A 14,104-nucleotide genomic window follows, 5' to 3' on the forward strand; every position below is an offset into this window, starting at 1 on the left:
GCGGCATCGATGGATGCACATCACACAAGGGGCTGGATTCAATTGTCTGGGGGAAAGACGATGGCCGAGCATGAGTCTCCGACACTGCTGCGCCGTCAACTCGGCAGATTTCTGCGTGAAGCACGCGAAGGCCGAGGATTGACGATCGCGATAGCAGCGGAGGAAGTTCAACTCAGCTTCAACGGGCTGCAACGCCTGGAAACCGGTCGGGCGGTGAAGCCGCGTCGTCAGGATGTGCGCGAGCTGTGCATGTTGTATGAGGTGAACGCCGAACAGACCGAGCAGGCGGTCGGTTTGGCCTCGCGTGCGGCGACGGCCAGGGACGAAGACGGCATCACACCACTCGGCGGGCTGTTCTCCGATGCCTTCAATATGTATGTCGGCATGGAGCGATCGGCGCGACGGCTCATGTCCTATGCGGTGCAGGTACCTGGATTGCTACAAACCGACGACTACGCGCGCGCATTGATCGGCGCATTTCTGTACGACGGTTCAGCCGAAGAGATCGAACAACGCGTGCGGGTGCGCCGGAGCAGACAGGTGGTCGTCACGCGCAAGACCAGCCCGGTGGACCTGCAGCTGCTTCTCGATGAATCCGCGCTGCACCGGATGGTCGGGCGGCCGAAGGTGATGGCCGAGCAGCTTCGCTATCTGGCCGATGTCAGCACCCGGCCGAACGTCACGCTGCGTATTCACCCGTGGTCGGCTGGATACACCCGTGGAATCCTGCACGGTTCGTTCGTCATCCTGGACTTCGGCACCGACAGCAAGGGCAAGCCGATCGAACCGCCAGTGGTCTACCTCGACGGCGGGATGAGCAGCGATCTCTATCTGGAAAGGCCCGAAATGGTGCAGCGTTACACTGAAATGGTCGACGCCATCCGACAAACCGCAATGGACGAGAAGACCACGCGAGACCTGCTTCGCCGGGTAGCAAGGAGTTATGACGGTGACCGTTGACCTATCCGGGGCACGTTGGTTCAAAAGCAGCTTCAGCGAGTCCAACGGCCAGTGCGTGGAGGTAGCACACATCGATAGCGGCATGGTCGGCGTCCGCGACTCCAAGAACCCGACCGGCCCAGCGCTGACGTTCACCCCCGCCGAATGGGACGCCTTCCTCGCAGGAGCCAAGAACGGCGAATTCAGCTGCGGCTGAGGCGCAAGCCCTCGCGCCCCATCGCGTCGGACAGCGAGATGCTCTGATTCGGCTGTCGATCTATCCAAGCGCGCCGGTTCACGGCAGTCGTAGCCAACCAGCGGTTGGTGGGACGTCTTGCCGGACGATGAGCGGCGAGAGGGGCGCTGAAAACGTTCGTGCGCGTGGGGCCGCCGCGCTTGGGTATGAGTTTTGGCGAAGTGATCGGAGACGCTGGGTGGCGACTCCTCCTTCGCCGGAGTCCATCGCGTCCCAGTTGATTCATATGTACCCGCCCGCCGACCGGGCCGAGCGGCGAAGCATGGCGACACGACGGCCGCGCCGACCGCTGCTCGATCACTCACCCGCACACGTGAACACGCGCCGATCGTCACGACTCGACGAATGGTGGACCGAAGCGTCGGACAACAGTAGATCTACAGGCGCGCTCCGGAGCGAAATTAGCAGTTCGCGAAATACAGCACGTCCGGACCAGCAATAACGCCGCCGTACCGGCGATCGAAAACTACCCGAAATAGACGCTTCCTGTTTTAGGCCGCAGCGTAGACGAATCTACGATTCGCCTATAGAAGCGTCAACCGCGCACCCGTAGCGCACCATTCCGAAGCGGATGGATTCGACGGGTTCCCGAAAAGCACCTGCCGACGATCATCACCTCGACCGCACTGCAGGCAGCCACGTCGCGAACAAAAATAAAGTTCTGTGTCGCAACATAATTGGCTCGCAAACACCGAATGCGCGTGCAATGCCGGAATATAGGGATTTCCCTACTAACCGCCGCCATCGAGCGAGCGCGAGACTGGATATCCAAAGCAATCGAACAGCAATTCGAGCGGATTAATACACAGGCAGCGCAAATGACAGTAGAATTCGTCGAGCAGGACGTCTCGACTCCAGACCTCGGCAACCATCGAGCACGCGAATTTCGGGGCACCTATTACCCGACCGACATCGAAGAGGTCCGCCAGCACGTGATGCTTGCCGCACGCGCTGGGACTCCGATATATCCTCTGAGCACCGGACGGAATTGGGGCATGGGCTCGCGCTCTCCTGTCGTCGACGGCTGCGCGATCCTCGATCTCAGCAGGATGACCACCATCCGAACTCTCGATCTCGACCAGGGCTACGCCGTCGTGGAGCCGGGGGTGACCCAGCGGCAGCTCACGGAACTGCTCGCGGAAACACCGTGGATGTTGAACGTCACCGCGGGCTGCGCCGACGCCAGCATCGTCGGGAACACCCTCGAGCGCGGCGACGGCACCATTCGGGCGCGCCTGGAGGACCTGCTCGGCCTCGAGGTCGTCCTCGGCACCGGCGAGGTCATCACCACCGGCGGTCTCGACCGCAACGGTGTGCGGCCCGGCGCCGTCGCCGGGCCCGACCTGACCAAGGCTTTCGTACAGAGCAACCTCGGGGTTGTCACCGCGATGGCGATAGCCCTCGTGCCGCGACCGAGCGCAATCACACTCGTGCACACGACTTTCGACAGATCCGCACTCGACGAAGCCATCGACATCACGATCCGGCTCTGCCGAACTCGGGTCGCCACCCACGGCATGCTGCGGCTCAAAGAGCTTTTCGTAGTGCCGGAGACCGCTCGCGCCGCCGTGCCGGAAGGCGCCGACACCTCCACAATGACGATAGAAGTGCCGCTGCTCGGCTCCCATCAAGCTGTGCGCCTCGCCGAACGCGAGATCCACGACATGTTCTCCAGTGCAGCCGGACTCGTGTCGTATCGATCACTCGACACCGCGGATACCCCGGCCGACGACCCGCTCTACCCGCGGACGTTGTTCGCCCGCGGAATCCCCTCCTGTGCCAACGTCCATCGCAGGCTCGACGTCGACTCGTGCTCGCAGGTCGACGAGAGTCCAGCCGGTTGGCTGATGTTCCTGCCCGTCGTTCCGCTCGGGCAGACGAGTTGGCACAAGGCCGTCGAGCTCTTCGATTCCGAGGCGCAGCGACACAGCGCCGCGGCCATGCTGGAACTCAACGTTATTTCACAGCATTCCGCCAATATGGTTGCGCAGATCCCGTTCCGGCGGGAGCCGGGCGCCGTCGAGCGCGCGCACGCATTGCGCGCCGCGGCACGCCGATCGTTTTTACGCGCGGGATTTCCCCCCTACCGCTCCAATATCGATCACGCACCATCGGAACTGGCCGCTCGGTCGGCGGCTTACCGCGATGGACCGCTCACCGAGCTGAAACGGCTCTTCGATCCGGCCGGGATCATCGCACCGGGCCGCTACCTGGCGGCCGACCGATGAACACCACGCAGACCAACTCATGCGAGTTCGATTGCCTCATCCTCGGCGCTGGTGTCGGCGGCGCATTACTAGCCCTTCTGCTCGGCCGCCAGGGCCGCCGAGTGCTGGTGATTTCGAATAAACCGAAGTCAGCGACCCGGGGCGCCGAAATCCTCAAGCCTCGCGGCATCCGCATCCTCGCCGAACACGGTCTGCTGTCCGAACTGGTGAGCCGGGGAGCCATGGAACGCGAGGTGATCGACTTCCATCATGATGGGAGTCTGCTGTTGTCCTACGACTTCGCGCAGCACACCATGCTCGGGCATTTCCTGATCGTCCCCTACGCCGCGACGGTCGGGACAATCCTCGATGCGTGCGCTGAACTGCCGAATGTCGATATTCGCTTCAACCGACGCATGGTCGAGGCGCACACCGCGAACTCTCGCGTCATCGGCGGGACACTGGACGACGGCACGGTCTTACGGGCGCGCGCACTCGTCGATTCGAGCGGATCCGCCTCGCCGCTTCGAGACTACGTCGGATCCGAACGGGAAGTCAGCAAACACGACCACATCCTCAGAATGACCACGATTCCGGTCACGGCGAGCGTGCTGTCGCGCAACCGAATGTACTTCAGTTCGACCGGCTGGTTCGCCTATTTCTATCCGGTGAGCACCAAATTGGCACGGGTATTCATCGGTCTTCCGCAGGAGCAGGATTCGCAGGTATTCGACCAGCGCAGCGCCGACTTGTCGGCACGGCTCGGCGAATTCGTCAGCCGTAGCGGTGATGCGCTCGCGCTCGTGGACGCCAGCCGGTTCGTACGTGCACCCGTGTCGGCCTACAGCAGCAAGCCATACCACCGCGACAACGTTGTTCTCCTCGGCAGTACTGCCTTCTCACCGCATCCGATGACCGGCCAGGGGATGAGCTACATCATGGAGGACGCGACAATACTTGCGAGTATTCTCGTCGCCGCACAGGATGATCGCGACCTGAGGCTGCTGCTGCACCAGCGGTACGAGGAGCGCCGCACAATGCACACCGAACTGGTGGCTTACGGTGATGCCCTTGCCCGCTCATATCCCGATCGCGACGCTTATCTGAAAGCGCACCGAGCCGGACTTCACGGCGGGGACCGATGAACGCGCAGGCATGATCGGCGTCCGCCGCGCAAGACTTGTCACCCTGAGACCGACCGCAGCCTACCTGGTCCGTCGTGACGAGAAGGCGCGACCGTCAACACGAAACAGGGCACGGACTCCGGTGGAGTCCGTGCCCTCGTTCGGGTTCAGTATGGGGACGCTCCGAGGAGCGTCCGGCTCACCAGGAACTCTTGTGCACGCCGGGCAGTTCGCCCCGGTGCGCCATCTCGCGCAAGCAGACGCGGCACAGCCCGAACTTGCGGTACACCGCGTGCGGACGGCCGCAGCGCTGGCAGCGGGTGTAGCCGCGGACCGCGAACTTCGGCTTGGCGTTGGCCTTGTTGACCAGTGCTTTCTTAGCCATATGCTCAGTTCTCCTTGAACGGGAAGCCGAGGTGCTTGAGCAGGGCACGGCCTTCTTCGTTGTTGGTCGCGGTGGTCACCACGGTGATGTCCATACCGCGCGGGCGGTCGATCGAGTCCACGTCGATCTCGTGGAACATCGACTGCTCACTCAGGCCGAACGTGTAGTTGCCGTTTCCGTCGAACTGCTTCGGCGACAGGCCACGGAAGTCGCGGATACGGGGCAGCGCGATGGAGACCAGACGGTCGAGGAATTCCCACATCCGGTCGCCACGCAGGGTGACCTTGGCGCCGATCGGCATACCTTCACGCAGCTTGAACTGCGCGATGGACTTGGTCGCCTTGCGGATCTCCGGCTTTTGGCCGGTGATCAGGGCGAGGTCGTTGACCGCGCCGTTGATCAGCTTCGCGTCGCGGGCGGCGTCACCGACACCCATGTTGACGACGACCTTCACCACGCCCGGGATCTGCATCACGTTGGCGTAGTCGAATTCCTTGTTCAGCGCGTCCTTGATCTCTTCGCGGTAGCGCTGCTTCAGCCGGGGCTGAACTTTCTCGGAGGTGGTCATATCAGATGTCCTTCCCGTTGTTACGGGAGATCCGGACCCGCTTGCCGGTCTCTTCATCGGTCCGGTAGCCGATACGAGTCGGCTTGCCGTCGGAATCGATGACCATCACGTTCGAGACGTGGATGGGGGCTTCCTGGGTCACGATGCCGCCCGAGGAGGCGCCACGCTGGTCAGCCGAGTGCGCGACGTGCTTCTTGATCCGGTTCACGCCCTCGACCAAGACCCGGTTGCGCTGCGGGTAGGCCTGGATGACCTTGCCCTTCGCGCCCTTGTCCTTACCCGAGATGACGAGCACGGTGTCGCCTTTGTGCACCTTCATGTCAGAGCACCTCCGGAGCCAGCGAGACAATCTTCATGAACTTCTTGTCGCGCAGCTCGCGGCCGACCGGGCCGAAGATGCGAGTGCCGCGCGGGTCGTTGTCCGCCTTGATGAGCACCGCCGCGTTCTCGTCGAACTTGATGTACGAGCCATCGGCGCGCCGACGCTCCTTGGTGGTGCGCACGACGACGGCCTTGACGACGTCACCCCGCTTGACGTTGCCGCCGGGGATGGCGTCCTTCACGGTAGCGACGATGATGTCGCCGATACCTGCATAGCGACGCGACGAACCACCGAGAACGCGGATGCAGAGAATCTCCTTCGCACCCGTGTTGTCGGCGACGCGCAGTCGCGACTCCTGCTGAATCACTTCAGCGTCCTCCTTGACCTGGACGTATTAGCACGCCGGATTGCCGACCCGACGGGCATGGTCAGTCGCCCTCCAGACGCGCGCCTGCCAGCGGTTTTCTGGGTCCGAGCGAGAAAACGCGGAACCAACCACTGGGGGTTCACTGCCGGATTGCGGGCATAGCTCCCGCAGGCAACCGCTCTAGTGTAGGGGAATCCGCAGGTCGCCCCAAATCGGGGTGCGCACTGTGCGGCGCGCGGTGCGGCCCGAGGTTACCGGCGACGAATTCGGGCTCGACAGCCGCCGCACCGGTAGCCTCGATCCGAGCAGAGGTTGCCAAGACGTTCATGTGCGGCACGCCGCGTCGGGGAGAGGATTCTCGTGACATCAACCAGTCGTCCGGTCCAGCTGGGCCGCCGTGGCTTCTTGATCGCACTCGGGGCGGTTCCGGCCGCCGCGGCGCTGGTCGCCTGCTCGAACGAGGCCGCACCGGCGAGCAAGACGCTCATCGGGGTCGACCTGGGCGGAGCGGACGAGACGATCCGACCACAGGACGATCTGTACCGGCACGTCAACGGCAAGTGGCTGCGGGAGTACCAGTTGCCGCCGGACAAGGTCGCCTACGGCTCGACCAGCGAGGCGGCCGAACGGACGCAGCAGCAGTTGCGGGCGATCATCGACGGTATTCGTGATCCGAAACCCGGCTCGGAAGAACAGCAGATCAGGGACCTCTACGACGCGCGGGTCGACTGGGATGAGATCGAACGGCTCGGGATGACCCCGCTGGCGGGCCTGTTCGCCAAGGTCGACGGCGCGGTGACGAAGGCGGACCTGGCCAAGGTGATGGCCGAGCTGCCGATCGGCGGGCTGATCGGCATCGGCATCGGCATCGACCGGAAGAACTCGAACGCCTACATTCCCTCGGTCGGCCAGTCCGGGCTGGGGCTCGGCGAGCAGTACTACCGGAAGCCGGAATACGCCGGGGTGCTCGCGCAGTATCGGATCTTCCTCGAGCGCATAGCCAGCGGCGCCGGTTTCACCGATCCGTCGGGTATGGCCCAGCGGGTGTTCGATCTGGAGAAGCGGATCGCCCCCGCTCACTGGGACAACGTCCGCAACCGCGACACCGATGCGACGTACAACGTCTACAGCTGGGCGGATATGACGGCCCTCGCGCCCGGCTTCGATTGGGACCCGTGGATGACGGGAAACACCGACCGCCCGCGTGAACTGTTCAAGACGATGGTGGTCAATCAGCCGTCCTACCTCACGGCGGCGGGCCAGCTGTGGACCGAAGTGGATATCGCCGTCTGGCGTGACTACCTGAAGTTGGCTGTCCTGCGGGAGTTCGCGGCCTACCTGCCCAGGGCCGTCAACGACGCGAATTTCGACTTCAACGGCAAGGTGCTCAACGGGCAAGACGAGCGACCGGAGCGCTGGAAGTACGGCGTCTCCATGGTCGACAACAGCCTCGGCGAGCAGCTCGGGAAACTCTATGTGGCCAAACACTTTCCGCCCGAGGCCAAGCAGCGCGCCAAAGAAATGCTCGACGACGTTCTGGCCGCCTACCGCGAGAATTTCACCAACTCGTCGTGGATGTCTCCCGCGACCAGGGCAGCCTCCCTCGCGAAACTGGACAAGATCGATCCCAAAATCGGTTACCCGGACAAGTGGGTCGACTATTCCAAGCTCACGATCACCAGGGGCAAGTTGGTCGAGTCGCTGATCGCCATCAACCAGTTCGAGAGCAAGCGGGCGTTCGCCCGCCTCGGCACCCCGGTGGACAAGTCCGAATGGGGGATGTCGCCCCAGACGGTGAATGCCTACTACTCGGCGACCTCCAACCAGATCGTGTTCCCCGCCGCCTACCTGCAGGCGCCGTTTTTCGACAAGGACGCCGAGCCCGCCGTCAACTTCGGTGCGGTCGGGTCGACCATCGGCCACGAGATCGGCCACGGCTTCGACGACCAAGGTTCCAAATACGACGGCGACGGAAACCGTCGCGATTGGTGGACACCGGAAGACCGAGCCGCGTTCGACGCGAAAACCAAGCAACTCATCGACCAATACAACGTACTGGTGCCCGAGGGCCTCGACCCGAGCCAGCACGTCAACGGCCAACTCACGGTCGGCGAAAACCTCGCGGACCTGCGCGGACTCCAGATCACCCTGGCCGCGTTCCGCATCGCCGAAAAGCGTCGGGGAATCGACAACCCCGACTACCGCACGATGTTTCTGTCCTGGGCCCGCAGCTGGCGCGAAAAGCAGACCGAGGAACTCACCATCCGCTACCTCGCCGGCGACACCCACTCCCCCGCCGAATTCCGCTGCAATCAAGTAGTACGAAACCTCGAAGAGTTCTACAAAACCTTCGAACTCAAAGAAGGCGACAAATTGTTCATGCCCGCCGACCAGCGCGTCACCCTGTAAAGCCCCCACAACATTTCGGGCGCGTCACCCGCCACCTCGCACTCCAACCTGGCCCCGGCAACTTCTCACCCAAGAGGCCTCAGCCGAGCACAGTCCTATGGCGGCTGAGCAAGGGTCGTACGACCGCCATGTCACTACGCTCGAGCGATCGCGCGGTGGATTGGTGCTGTGAAGTGGTGCGGGTGGTGGTAGACGTCGGTTGCGGTGGCGTAGTAGATGGTCCAGCCTTCGGCGGTCAGCCAGTTGTGACGGGGGTTGTCGCGTTGCGTGGCGGCTTGACCGGAATGCCATTCGGCGCTGTCATATTCCAGGCCGACTCGCCAACGGCGCCAGCCCAAGTCGATGCGGCGCAGTCCGTTTCGGGTCTGGATGGGTATTTGCGGCTCCGGGGGCGGTAGGCCGGCGTCGATACAGCGCAGCCGGGTGCGCGATTCCATCGGCGACTCGGCGCGGGCGTCGGCCAGGCCGATCAGCTGGCCGGCTTGTCGGCGACCGCGACGGCCGGCTTGCTTGTCGAGTTCGGTGGTGAGCGCGGCGGACGAGACTCCCGCGCGGAGTGCGGCATCCAAGGTTGCCAGGGCGTCCATTCGAGTCAGAGTGCGCGCGACATCCACCGCGGTGCGGGCGGGACGTGTGGTCATCGTGCCGCGGACCAGCTCCAATTCCGCCGGGTCGACCCGATCGCGATGCACGACAAGTCGATGGGATCGCGTCGCTTGAATGCCGAGGACATCGGTCGGCTGATCCGCGAGAACAGAGAACCCGTGTAACTCGGCGGCGGTGTTGTAGGCGGCCGCCAGCACTGTGAGCCCCATCGACAGCCGCGCGGCCTCGACCCTCAGTTCGGGTGAAGGCGAGGTGGTCGCCGCACGGTAAACGCCGTGGAAAACCCGCACCCACTCCCCGCGGTCGACCCGAGCGCGCAACTCTGCGCGGGTGTACTCCCGCAGTACCTGTCGCACAGTGAACACACCGAACTGCTCACTGCGCACCTGCTCCAAGCCGAGTCGCATCCCCCCAGCCTGATTGCTCCCCCACCTGCACCCCTGACCCAACCAGCCACTTCCGCACCCCCTGTGCACAACCCGCCAGGTGTGGATACATCAGCGAGCGCAGTGAAATGGCGGCTCGGACCTACAACAGAGGCGCCAACCAACTCCGCTCACGGAGCGAATCGCGGCCCAGAACAACCGACTCCGCCCACAGATCGAATGGATGCTCGGAGCGACAGCGGAGACACCAACCAACCCCGCGAGTGGAGTCGAGTGGCGACTCGGAACAGACAGGGAGGCACCACTCGACTCCGGTCACGGAAAAGTCGCGACCCGAAGCCGCCACGGAGACACCAACCCGACTCCACTCACGATGCCGAAGGGCGACGCGAAGCAACGGCGAAGGCACACCATCCGACTCCGTCCTAGGGACAAGTAGCGACTCCAAGCGACAACCAACTCCGCTCACGGGGATAAGTAGCGGTTCGAAGCAACGGCGACTTCGCGAGTGGAGTCGAGTGGCGGCTCGGAGCAGACAGGGAGGCGCCGTTCGACTGCGGTCATGGGGTGGAGAGCAGGCCGGCTACCAGGGCTCGGAGGCCGTGGGTGTAGGTGTTCTGGGTGGTGAGGGTGAGGTAGCGGGGGCCTAGGGATGCCAGGCGAGGGAAGGTGTCGGGGTTCAGGTCGGTGAAGATCTGTGCGCGAACGGCGGGGCGATTCTCGGCCGCACGACGCGCGGATCGGTAGCGGACGATCAAGTTGCCCGCGGTGTAATGCCAGATGATGCGGTAGGCGTGGGTAGCCTGGTCGACGGTGTGGCCGGCCGCGACGAAACCGTCGATGATCGACTCACCGACCCAGAGCGCCGAGGCGCCGAAAAGGTTATCGGCGGTAAGTATTTCGATGATCCACGGGTGGGCGGCGAGCACATCGTACATGGCGTGCGCCGTGGTGAGTATCCGCTCTTTCGGGTCCTCCGGCAGGTCCGGCCAGACCACCTGGTCCGCGTAGTCGTTGAGCAGCAGCCGGAGCAGGTCTTCCTTGTCGCGAACATGGTGGTAGAGCGCCATCGGCGTGCATCCGAGCTCGCCGGCCAGACGACGCATCGTCAGCTTGTCGACGCCCTCGGCGTCGATCACCGCATGCGCGGCGGCGACGATCTCGGAGCGGCAGATACGTGCGGGCCTTCCGGTGCGTTTGTCCTGCGGCGACGAGGTTGGCATGAATCCATCATGCCGATCGCCGAATGTGCGCGTGGACATGGGATCCCCAGCCGTTCGTTTCCCGAACCCCGAGAAATCGGGGCGCTTTCGTCCGACCGCGCGGGTCGGCGCGCCGTTCATGGTTGCCTTGGGGGTCGCAGTGGTGAACGTCGCGATCCGCACGGATCCACTGTTCGCGCTGGTGGATCCGTTCTCGGTCGCATATCGACGCTCTGACTGCGCCGACGCCGAAAATGCCTGACCACATCGTCTACCGCCGCATCGCGGAGGGGCACCCGTTCCACGCGGATACCGCCGTCGTGGCGACGCCCCACGACAGACAAGGCGGCATAGGCTGGCGCGTGTCGAGACCTGGTGCGGCCGGAAATACTGGGAAGGTGGCGATGAAAGCTGTTCGCGTGGCCCTGGTCACGGCACTCGCCTGCGCGCTTGCCTTCGGTTCAACCGGCTGCACGCTGCCTACCAGACAGTCGCGGGCGCACAACGAGCCGGTCACCGTCCGCCATGCCTTCGGTACGACGACCATTACCGGCACGCCGCACCGGGTGATCGCGTTGGGCGATCGGTGGCTGGATTCGATTGCGGCACTGGGTGTCACACCGATCGGGCGGCTCATGCCGCGTCCCGACGAGCCGTCGCCGTGGGCTTCCGACTCGCTGGGTTCGGCGACACCACTGGACCCGAGGGGGAATCTGGTCGAGCAGATCGCCGCGCTGCACCCGGATCTGATCCTGCTGGACGAGGTGTCCGCCGACCGAAAGACCTACGACGAGCTGGCCGAGGTGGCGGCGACAGTGCCCGTCGATCCGCGTGCAGATGCGTCGTGGCGCGACCGGATCAACACTCTGAGCAGGCTTTTGCGCAGGGTGGACGACGCCGATCAGTTCGTCGCCGCTGTCGATGCGAAGATCGCGACCGCCGTCGCAGCCAACCCGCGACTCTCCGGCAAGACCTACTCTGCCGCCTGGCTGGCGGGTGACGAACAGTTGATCGTGCACACCCAACCCAGCGCTGCCTCCGGTGAGCTGTTCACTCGGCTGGGATTGCGCGTACCCGCTGACCTGGCAGCATTGCCCGCCACTCGAGGCCACGTCGTTCTCGCACCCGAGCGTATCGACGAACTCGGCGCCGATGTCCTTCTCGCCGGCTACTCCCCCGGCTTCGACGCGAAGTATCGGCTGCTACCGGGTTACGCCGATCTGCCTGCGACGAAGGCAGGCGCCGTGGTGTTCCTGACCACCACCGAGTTCGCCGCGCTCGAGCAGCCCACCGCCCTGTCGATCCGCTACCTCCTCGACAAACTGACGCCTGTCCTGCCCACGGTGCGGTAGGCGCCCGGAAGCTCGGACCCGAATCGGCGGATCACCGGACCGGGACCGCAGTGGCGTCCAGCGCGAGTTCGTCGGCCTCGGTGAGTTCGGCCTCCTCGTCGAGGACGTACTTGTCGCCCGCGAACCAGGAGGCCACCGCGGCGAGGAACATCATGACGGCCGCCGAGAGGAACACGACGACCAGGCCGGCGTGAAACGGGCCGGTGAGCAGGTGTGGGAAGAACTCTTGGCCGGTGAGCGTGTCGGCGTTGACGCCGGGCTTGCTCAATTCGCCCGAGGGGCCGAGCAGTTCCTGAATCGGGTTGAAGCCGAGGAACGCGGCGAACATGCTGGCCACCGGAGGCATTCCGGCGAGTTCGGCGGCCGCACCCGCGGAAACGCCCTGCGCCCGCAGACCCGAGTCGAGTGCGGTGGGCAGACTGGCGGCGAGGCCGACGACCATGAGCGAGAAGAAGATGCCCATGGACAGGGCATTGCCACCGTTGAACAGGGTGCCGCGCATACCCGATGCCGCGCCGCGCTGGGCGGCGGGGACGCTGGACATGATGGCCGCGGTGTTCGGTGAGAAGAACAACCCGCAGCCGATCCCGTTGAGCAGGATGACCAGCGCGAACAGCCAGTAGTCGAAGTCGACCGGCAGGATCAGCAACAGCACGAACGTTGCGCCCGCGAGCACCGCGCCGCCGGTGGTGAACGGCCGCGAGCCATAGCGGTCCGACAGCCAGCCCGACACCGGCCCCGCCGCGAGGAATCCGACGGTCAGCGGAAGCAGGTAAATGCCGGCCCAGAGCGGGGTGGACTCGAAGTCGTACCCGTGCAGCGGAAGCCAGATGCCCTGTAACCAGATGATCAGCATGAACTGCATACCGCCGCGGCCGATCGAGACCATCAGGTTGGCGAAATTGCCGAGTCCGAACGCGCGATTGCGGAACAGACCGAGGTGGAACATCGGGTCGGCGATCTTGCTCTCCACCACGCAGAACACACCGAGCAACACAATGCCGCCGATCACCGACGTCAGCACCCATGGGCTGAACCATCCGGTGGCGTGCCCGCCGTAGGGCTGAATGCCGTAGGTGATACCCGTGAGCAGCGCGGTGAGGCCGAGACCGAAGGTAATGGTGCCCACCCAGTCCACCTTGCCCGCGGACCGGATGCCGACCTCGTGCAGCGAGCGATAGGACCAGACCGCGCCGAGGATGCCGATCGGGACGCTCACCCAGAACACCGCGCGCCAATCCCATTCCGACAGCACGCCGCCGATGAGCAGCCCGAAGAATGATCCTGCCACGGCCGCGACCATGTTGATGCCGAGCGCGGTGCCGCGCTGGTTCGCGGGGAACGCGTCGGTGAGGATCGCCGACGAGTTGGCGGTCAGCATCGCGCCGCCAACGCCCTGGATGACGCGCCAGGCGATGATCCACATCGCTCCCGCACCGCCGTGGCACGGGTCGACGGACAGCGCGACCGCCGAGAGCGCGAACACCGTGAAGCCGAGGTTGTAGACCCGCACCCGCCCGAAGATGTCGCCGAGTCGCCCGAACATGACCACCAGGACCGCGGTCGCCAACAGGTATCCCATCAGCATCCACAGCAGGTATCCGACATTGCCCGCCTCGAGCGGGTCCAGCCCGACGCCACGAAAGATCGCGGGCAGCGAGATCAGCACGATCGACGAATTGATCGCCGTGAGCAGCACGCCCAGCGTGGTATTGGTCAGAACGATCCATTTGTACCGCGGATGGTCCCGGTCGTAGCGCAACCTGCGGCGGATGGTCCGGACATCGTCGGGGTCGAGATCGGTGGATGAGTTCGTCACGACAGCCTCTCGCCAGATAGTTACCTCCGCAAACTATATAGTTAGCGGATGTAACCATCAAATGCAGTCGCTCACACCTGCGCCGCGGTCGACTTTTCCAGCGCACGATACCGGCCACGATACGACGTAGGTTAGCCTTGGCTGACTTGCTCGAAGGAAGGT

Annotated in this window: 14 protein-coding genes; 7 read left to right on the plus strand and 7 right to left on the minus strand. The window is 64.3% G+C overall.

Going from position 1 to position 14,104, the window contains the following annotated elements; translation table 11 throughout:
* The first annotated feature begins 60 nt into the window (after positions 1–60).
* The 4 genes from AB0B25_RS09625 (at position 61) to AB0B25_RS09640 (ending at position 4,547) form a co-directional block, all read left to right on the plus strand.
* Positions 61–960 (plus strand): helix-turn-helix transcriptional regulator, encoded by a 900-nt coding sequence (locus AB0B25_RS09625; protein ID WP_357176805.1) that lies wholly within the window; start codon positions 61–63, stop codon positions 958–960.
* Positions 950–1,156, plus strand: a complete 207-nt coding sequence (locus AB0B25_RS09630; protein ID WP_357176806.1) for a DUF397 domain-containing protein — start codon at positions 950–952, stop codon at positions 1,154–1,156. Before AB0B25_RS09625 ends, AB0B25_RS09630 begins: the two co-directional genes overlap by 11 nt.
* A gap of 857 nt (positions 1,157–2,013) precedes the next feature.
* A complete protein-coding gene (locus AB0B25_RS09635) occupies positions 2,014–3,423 on the plus strand; it encodes an FAD-binding oxidoreductase (RefSeq protein WP_357176807.1) in 1,410 nt (469 codons plus the stop codon).
* Positions 3,420–4,547: an FAD-dependent monooxygenase gene (locus tag AB0B25_RS09640; RefSeq protein ID WP_357176808.1), complete on the plus strand. Its 1,128-nt coding sequence runs from the start codon at positions 3,420–3,422 to the stop codon at positions 4,545–4,547. The genes AB0B25_RS09635 and AB0B25_RS09640 overlap by 4 nt, the downstream gene beginning before the upstream one ends.
* A gap of 178 nt (positions 4,548–4,725) precedes the next feature.
* Here AB0B25_RS09640 and AB0B25_RS09645 read toward each other — a convergent pair whose 3' ends face one another.
* From AB0B25_RS09645 to rplN, 4 genes are read right to left on the minus strand one after another with little or no spacing between them, the layout of a single operon-like run.
* Positions 4,726–4,911 carry a type Z 30S ribosomal protein S14 gene (locus AB0B25_RS09645; protein WP_153338789.1) on the minus strand — a complete coding sequence of 62 codons (186 nt, stop codon included), beginning with the start codon at positions 4,909–4,911 and terminating at the stop codon, positions 4,726–4,728.
* Positions 4,912–4,915: 4 nt separating this feature from the next.
* On the minus strand, positions 4,916–5,479 hold the full coding sequence (gene rplE / locus AB0B25_RS09650) for a 50S ribosomal protein L5 (protein WP_357176809.1): 564 nt from the start codon (positions 5,477–5,479) through the stop codon (positions 4,916–4,918).
* Between the two features lies 1 nt (position 5,480).
* Positions 5,481–5,798 (minus strand): 50S ribosomal protein L24, encoded by a 318-nt coding sequence (gene rplX / locus AB0B25_RS09655; protein ID WP_357176810.1) that lies wholly within the window; start codon positions 5,796–5,798, stop codon positions 5,481–5,483.
* Between the two features lies 1 nt (position 5,799).
* Complete coding sequence (rplN, locus tag AB0B25_RS09660; protein WP_357176811.1) at positions 5,800–6,168, minus strand: 50S ribosomal protein L14; 369 nt, start codon at positions 6,166–6,168, stop codon at positions 5,800–5,802.
* 360 nt (positions 6,169–6,528) lie between these two features.
* Between rplN and AB0B25_RS09665 the strand changes: the two genes are divergently transcribed.
* Positions 6,529–8,577: a M13 family metallopeptidase gene (locus AB0B25_RS09665; protein WP_357176812.1), complete on the plus strand. Its 2,049-nt coding sequence runs from the start codon at positions 6,529–6,531 to the stop codon at positions 8,575–8,577.
* A 134-nt stretch (positions 8,578–8,711) separates the two neighbouring features.
* Here the strand turns inward: AB0B25_RS09665 and AB0B25_RS09670 are convergent, their stop codons facing one another.
* Together AB0B25_RS09670 and AB0B25_RS09675 are read right to left on the minus strand one after the other, a co-directional pair.
* The gene (locus AB0B25_RS09670) at positions 8,712–9,590 is read right to left on the minus strand and encodes a type IV toxin-antitoxin system AbiEi family antitoxin domain-containing protein (RefSeq protein ID WP_357176813.1); all 879 of its coding nucleotides are present in this window, start codon (positions 9,588–9,590) and stop codon (positions 8,712–8,714) included.
* Between the two features lie 539 nt (positions 9,591–10,129).
* Positions 10,130–10,792 (minus strand): TetR/AcrR family transcriptional regulator, encoded by a 663-nt coding sequence (locus tag AB0B25_RS09675; RefSeq protein WP_357176814.1) that lies wholly within the window; start codon positions 10,790–10,792, stop codon positions 10,130–10,132.
* A 37-nt stretch (positions 10,793–10,829) separates the two neighbouring features.
* On the opposite strand from AB0B25_RS09675, the gene AB0B25_RS09680 reads away from it, so the two are divergent.
* Both AB0B25_RS09680 and AB0B25_RS09685 read left to right on the plus strand, forming a co-directional pair.
* The gene (locus AB0B25_RS09680) at positions 10,830–11,033 is read left to right on the plus strand and encodes a hypothetical protein (RefSeq protein WP_357176815.1); all 204 of its coding nucleotides are present in this window, start codon (positions 10,830–10,832) and stop codon (positions 11,031–11,033) included.
* A 142-nt stretch (positions 11,034–11,175) separates the two neighbouring features.
* Complete coding sequence (locus tag AB0B25_RS09685; protein ID WP_357176917.1) at positions 11,176–12,123, plus strand: ABC transporter substrate-binding protein; 948 nt, start codon at positions 11,176–11,178, stop codon at positions 12,121–12,123.
* 31 nt (positions 12,124–12,154) lie between these two features.
* Here the strand turns inward: AB0B25_RS09685 and AB0B25_RS09690 are convergent, their stop codons facing one another.
* Positions 12,155–13,942, minus strand: a complete 1,788-nt coding sequence (locus tag AB0B25_RS09690) for an MFS transporter (protein ID WP_357176816.1) — start codon at positions 13,940–13,942, stop codon at positions 12,155–12,157.
* Between the last annotated feature and the right edge of the window lie 162 nt (positions 13,943–14,104).

Origin of the sequence: Nocardia sp. NPDC049190 (assembly GCF_040648115.1) — a bacterium.
In the GTDB taxonomy this organism is placed as follows: Bacteria; Actinomycetota; Actinomycetes; order Mycobacteriales; family Mycobacteriaceae; genus Nocardia.

What these genes read in the sequence shown, in the direction of transcription:
- rplE (WP_357176809.1), bottom strand. Translation starts at nt 5,479, where the DNA reads ATGACCACCTCCGAGAAAGTTCAGCCCCGGCTGAAGCAGCGCTACCGC.
- AB0B25_RS09645 (WP_153338789.1), bottom strand. Translation starts at nt 4,911, where the DNA reads ATGGCTAAGAAAGCACTGGTCAACAAGGCCAACGCCAAGCCGAAGTTC.
- rplX (WP_357176810.1), bottom strand. Translation starts at nt 5,798, where the DNA reads ATGAAGGTGCACAAAGGCGACACCGTGCTCGTCATCTCGGGTAAGGAC.
- AB0B25_RS09635 (WP_357176807.1), top strand. Translation starts at nt 2,014, where the DNA reads ATGACAGTAGAATTCGTCGAGCAGGACGTCTCGACTCCAGACCTCGGC.
- AB0B25_RS09670 (WP_357176813.1), bottom strand. Translation starts at nt 9,590, where the DNA reads ATGCGACTCGGCTTGGAGCAGGTGCGCAGTGAGCAGTTCGGTGTGTTC.
- AB0B25_RS09675 (WP_357176814.1), bottom strand. Translation starts at nt 10,792, where the DNA reads ATGCCAACCTCGTCGCCGCAGGACAAACGCACCGGAAGGCCCGCACGT.
- AB0B25_RS09625 (WP_357176805.1), top strand. Translation starts at nt 61, where the DNA reads ATGGCCGAGCATGAGTCTCCGACACTGCTGCGCCGTCAACTCGGCAGA.
- AB0B25_RS09640 (WP_357176808.1), top strand. Translation starts at nt 3,420, where the DNA reads ATGAACACCACGCAGACCAACTCATGCGAGTTCGATTGCCTCATCCTC.
- AB0B25_RS09685 (WP_357176917.1), top strand. Translation starts at nt 11,176, where the DNA reads ATGAAAGCTGTTCGCGTGGCCCTGGTCACGGCACTCGCCTGCGCGCTT.
- AB0B25_RS09680 (WP_357176815.1), top strand. Translation starts at nt 10,830, where the DNA reads ATGGGATCCCCAGCCGTTCGTTTCCCGAACCCCGAGAAATCGGGGCGC.